Source organism: Nocardia sp. NPDC058497, assembly GCF_042720195.1.
In the GTDB taxonomy this organism is placed as follows: Bacteria; Actinomycetota; Actinomycetes; order Mycobacteriales; family Mycobacteriaceae; genus Nocardia.
Map to the genome: position 1 here is coordinate 1 of NZ_JBHXMY010000495.1, position 4478 is coordinate 4478.

At 66.7% G+C, this 4478-nt stretch carries 6 protein-coding genes and 1 pseudogene; 2 read left to right on the forward strand and 5 right to left on the reverse strand.

Features of this window, described 5'->3' with window-relative positions:
- Nucleotides 1-284: 284 nt before the first annotated feature.
- From ACFWPJ_RS25710 to ACFWPJ_RS25720, 3 genes and pseudogenes are all read right to left on the reverse strand, one after another.
- A complete protein-coding gene (locus ACFWPJ_RS25710; protein WP_378854972.1) occupies nucleotides 285-1331 on the reverse strand; it encodes a CPBP family intramembrane glutamic endopeptidase in 1047 nt (348 codons plus the stop codon).
- A gap of 314 nt (nucleotides 1332-1645) precedes the next feature.
- Nucleotides 1646-2302: pseudogene (locus ACFWPJ_RS25715) on the reverse strand (response regulator).
- Nucleotides 2299-2739, reverse strand: coding sequence for a sensor histidine kinase (locus ACFWPJ_RS25720; protein WP_378854974.1), 441 nt, complete (start codon nucleotides 2737-2739; stop codon nucleotides 2299-2301). The pseudogene ACFWPJ_RS25715 and the gene ACFWPJ_RS25720 overlap by 4 nt, the downstream one beginning before the upstream one ends.
- On the opposite strand from ACFWPJ_RS25720, the gene ACFWPJ_RS25725 reads away from it, so the two are divergent.
- Nucleotides 2729-2890: a hypothetical protein gene (locus ACFWPJ_RS25725; RefSeq protein ID WP_378854976.1), complete on the forward strand. Its 162-nt coding sequence runs from the start codon at nucleotides 2729-2731 to the stop codon at nucleotides 2888-2890. The genes ACFWPJ_RS25720 and ACFWPJ_RS25725 overlap by 11 nt on opposite strands.
- A gap of 66 nt (nucleotides 2891-2956) precedes the next feature.
- Here ACFWPJ_RS25725 and ACFWPJ_RS25730 read toward each other — a convergent pair whose 3' ends face one another.
- On the reverse strand, nucleotides 2957-3619 hold the full coding sequence (locus ACFWPJ_RS25730; protein WP_378854978.1) for a trypsin-like serine protease: 663 nt from the start codon (nucleotides 3617-3619) through the stop codon (nucleotides 2957-2959).
- 181 nt (nucleotides 3620-3800) lie between these two features.
- Between ACFWPJ_RS25730 and ACFWPJ_RS25735 the strand changes: the two genes are divergently transcribed.
- Entirely contained in the window at nucleotides 3801-3944 is a 144-nt protein-coding gene (locus ACFWPJ_RS25735; protein WP_378854980.1) for a hypothetical protein, read from the forward strand.
- Nucleotides 3945-3967: 23 nt separating this feature from the next.
- Here ACFWPJ_RS25735 and ACFWPJ_RS25740 read toward each other — a convergent pair.
- The coding region (locus ACFWPJ_RS25740; RefSeq protein WP_378854982.1) for an IS3 family transposase at nucleotides 3968-4478 on the reverse strand (511 nt) is incomplete at its 5' end.

Here is a 4478-nt window from a genome sequence, read left to right on the forward strand (position 1 = left end):
TACTACCAAGCATCAACATCTTTCGCGAAGCCGCCGTGCTCGACAGTTCTCATGGATCCGCGTTGAATCCGGTCGAAACTGTGGGGTTTCTGTGGGGCGCTAGCGCTCAGCCTTGCCCGCTAACGGCAACGACGCGGGTGATGAATGACAGTCGATGGCCCGAATCTCCGCCACCGCATGCCGACAGCGTGGTCGGTTCAGCTCTGGGCTCATCCCCGCTCGCGTGGGGAGCACAACCTCGGCGACGTCATCGCCTGGGAACGGCGCTCACGCCGCAGGCTTGGTCAGGGTCGCTGGGATACCCGCTCTTCGCCGCCGCCGAGCCGTGGAAGGGCGCGAGCTTCAGTGGCCCCCTGGACGACCGGCGCCGGGCTCGTGCGCATCAGCCACAGCGCAGCGGTGAGCGTCAGCACCCAGCCGATCACTTCGATCAGCAGATGATCTGTCGCGTTGGGGACCGATTGCAGCAGGTAAACCCGGACGCTGTTGATCGCTCCGTGCGTCATGACTGCCGGCCAGACACTGCCCGACCGCCAGCGAAGTGCGAGCAGCAGCGGCGCCCACGGCAGCATGCCCGCGAAATAGATGACGATGTCCCACGGTGGACGGTCTCCGATGACGGCAATCACCGGCAGGTGCCAGACGATCCAGACCGAACCGCTGACAAGGGCCAGCGGCCAGAATCTCCAAGACGCTGCGCGGGTCACCAGCCAGCCGCGCCAGCCGAACTCTTCGCCGACAGCGAAGACCGACTGCATGAGGAAGACCGGAACGACCCAGACTGTCGCCGCCAAGATCTGGTCGAGCGGGTTGAGCGGCCAGATCCCCACTGCCAGTGCGATGCCGGCCTGGATGGCGGCGATCGCGGTGATGAGGCCGATGCCGAGGCCGGCCCACATGGGTGTGCCGCGCCACCCGGTGGCGAATGTCTCTCGGAACGTTCCGGGTCGTCGGGCCAGCCACATGATGATCGCAGCGAGCAGCGGGGTCAGTTGCAGGATCGGAACGATCAGGTTGTCGAAGTCCGTGGAGACGAGCCGAAAGACCATCGGAACGGACAGCGCATAGCACAGCACGATGGCGATCGCGAAGAACCACGCGACATCGGTGACAGTCGATCCGGGAGAACTGCAGCGCGCACGGACTGTCGTCATGGCTGCCCACCGCGCCTGACAACAGAATCCCTGCCTACCCACCTTCGCTTCGATCGCGACGTCGACAACCGGCCACGCATACCAGAATTCGTTGTTGGAGAACAGGAATCTTGGTTCATGCACGGACCGTAGCAACAGGTTTCGGTCTCCGGATCCCGGAAAGACCCGGAAGTTCACCCTGAAAGGGCCCTTACCCGACATCCCGCGCCGATGAACCTGGCACGTGACCAGCACGGCCGAACTCTCCCACCGGCAGCTCGACCTCCATGCCGAATCACTCCGAGCAAACGCGGCTTTCACACGACTCTGGACCGAGGGCCGCGGGTCGCCCGCCATCGCCGCAGCGGTTCAGCAGCGACACCACGACCTCGCCCAACGCATGCACGCAACCGCGCTGGAACTAGTCCTGGCACCCACGCACACCCCAGCCCGGACGACTGACTCGCCCGGGGCGACCGGACCCCACGGACCCACGCTGCAATCTGCACCCGCTATTCGGCTCGCACGCGTCTGGTGTCGTATGCCCACATCGCGATCTCGACGCGGTTGCGGGCGCCGAGCTTGCTCATCAACGATGCGACGTGGGTCTTGACCGTGCTCAGGCCGACGAAGAGCTCGATGGCGATCTCGGTGTTGGTCCGGCCGCGTGCCACCAGCGCGAGCACCTCCTCCTCGCGCTCGGTGAGCGGGTCGATGGGCTGGACCGGTACCACCGGCGCCTGGTCGGCGAAGGTCGCCAGCAGCCGGCGGGTGACGTTGGGGGCGATCACGCGTCCCCGTTGGCCGCCGCGTGGATGGCCTGCACGAGGAGCTCCGGCCCGGCGTCTTTGAGCAGGAAGCCGCGGGCGCCGGCGCGTAGGGCGCCGAGGACGTACTCATCGAGGTCGAAGGTGGTGATCACGACGACTGCCATCGGGTCCGTGACGCCTGGCCCGGCAAGGCGTCGCGTCACCTCGATGCCGTCGAGCCCGGGCATCCCGGATGTCGACCAGGAGGACATCGGGACGCAGCCGGGTCGCCAGGTCGAGCGCTGCGAGCCCGTCTGCCGCCTCCCCCACGACCTCGAGGTCGGGTTGCGCGCCGAGGATCATCACCAGCCCGGTCCGGACCAAGTCCTGGTCGGCGGCTACGACCACACGAATGCTCATGCCGGCGCCTCCACCGGCAGCACCGCCTCGACCACCCAACCACCCTCGGGCCCCGGCCCCGCCGACAGCGATCCGCCGAGGAGCTGAGCGCGTTCAGCCATGCCCAGCAGGCCGAATCCAGGCTCCGGGACCGGCCCCCGCTCGGTCTGTCCATCGTCGCTGACCCGCCGCCTGACGGCGTCGCCGTCCCGGCGTACGTCGATCCCGACGCGGGTCGCGCTCCTGGCGTGCCGTACGGCGTTGGTCAGCGACTCCTGCGCGAGCCGGTAGAGCGCGGCGTCCACGGGTCGTGCCAGCCGCGTCAACGAACCGTCCAGCGAGACCTCGACGGTGGGCGTCGCGTCGGCGCGCGCCAGAGCAGGCAGGTCCGCGACACCCAGTTGTGGTGAGTAGGCGACGGCTTCCTCCTCACGCAGCACCCACACCATGGATCTCATCTCTGCCAGGGTTCGCGACGCTTCGGACTCTATTGCGGCCAGGACCTCGGCAGCAGGCTGGAGCCGGCCCAAACAACTCGACAACCCGGTCGCATCGACGATCGTGCTTGCCGACCGTGTGCTCGATCGGGCGCTGCGCCGCACAGAATAGCGCGGGCAGCGCATCGACGGCGACCGCGTGCTCGTCCGCCACCTCCACCTGCGCGGGGACCACCCGTTATCTGATCGGGGTGAAGCCGGCGCCGACGCCACCCTGGGCCGCGAGATCCGCCAGCACGCCGCCGATTCCGGTGAACTGGACGGGGGCCCAGACGCGCATCAGGTTGATCGAGGAGGCGATGCCGACCAGCGCCGAACCCACGTAGGCAGGACCACCGGAATCGCCCGGGAAGACCAGCTGCCAGGACCGCACCGCGTTGCGGTCGCGTTCCAGCACCTTGCCGCAGGTGTGCTCGGTGACCTGGCCGTACTTGCACAGCAGCTGTCTGGGATCGGGGTAAGGGGTGATGCGGTCGACGCGATGGCCCTCCGGGGTGAGGTTGGTGGGCGTGACGACCTTGGGGTCGAGCTTGATCACCGCGTAGTCGAGCTGGGCGTCCTCCCCGAAGAGCTCCGAAGGCCACGTGCTGGACCACGCCGCGAAATTCCCGACCTGTCGGCCGCCGACGCTCACGCGCTGGTGCGGGACGCGCATGCAGTGCCCGGCGGTCAGCGCGACAAGGTTGCCGTGGTTGTCGGTGCCGACGGAGGCGATGGTGCAGGTTCCGATCGAGGTTCCCGGGCCGACGACGACGTGGTCGTCGGCTTGTGCCTGAACTGCGGGCAGGATGGCAAGACCGAGGGCGCAGAATGCAGCGGAGATGGTTTTCTCGAGATTCACGAGTGTTCCCTTTCTCGACAATGCTCAGCTGTGATGGCGGCCCGCCATCCGGGCCGGGTCACGGGGGAACCGGTGCGGATATTTTGCGGGCTCACCGGTTGGTTCGGGTCGGTCGGCATGGCCGGCATCGCCATGGTTTCGTCGAACTCATCCGCACATCCCAACGCGGCTAACTGCGTAGATGATCAACTACATGCTCGAAGAAGATTACTCGATGCCCGGTGGCGGTGAACGGGCCATCGGGGTGATCGCGGCTGACAGGCGCTTCTTGGCCGAGACGACCGCATGCCGACTTTCTCCGGCAATGCTGCAATCAGCCGATTGAATCCCCCCGGCATGTCCGGAGACTTACTGATGTGACAGCCCGGCCAGGTGCTGGGCTGGGTGTTGAGCGTAGTAGGCGGCCTCCATCTCCGCCGGCGGCACGTCGCCGCAATACTGGTAGAGCCGCCGGTGGTTGAACCAGTCGACCCATTCGGCGGTGGCGAACTCGACCTGGTCTGCGTTGCGCCACGGACCCCGTGGTTTGATCAACTCGGTCTTGTAGAGGCCGTTGATCGTCTCGGCGAGGGCGTTGTCGTAGCTCGATCCCACCGCGCCTACGCTCGGCTGAATCCCAGCCTCGGCGAGACGCTCAGTGAAGGCAATCGAGGTGTATTGACTGCCCCTATCTGTGTGGTGGACAACATCTGTCACGTCCCAGCCCGCTCTCTCACGGGTCCATATCGCATGCTCGATCGCCTCGAGCACGAGCGCGGTCGTCATCGTAGTGCCGGTGCGCCAGCCGATGATCCTGCGCGCGTAGGCGTCGATCACGAACGCCACGTAGACCCAGCCGGACCAGGTCGACACATAGGTC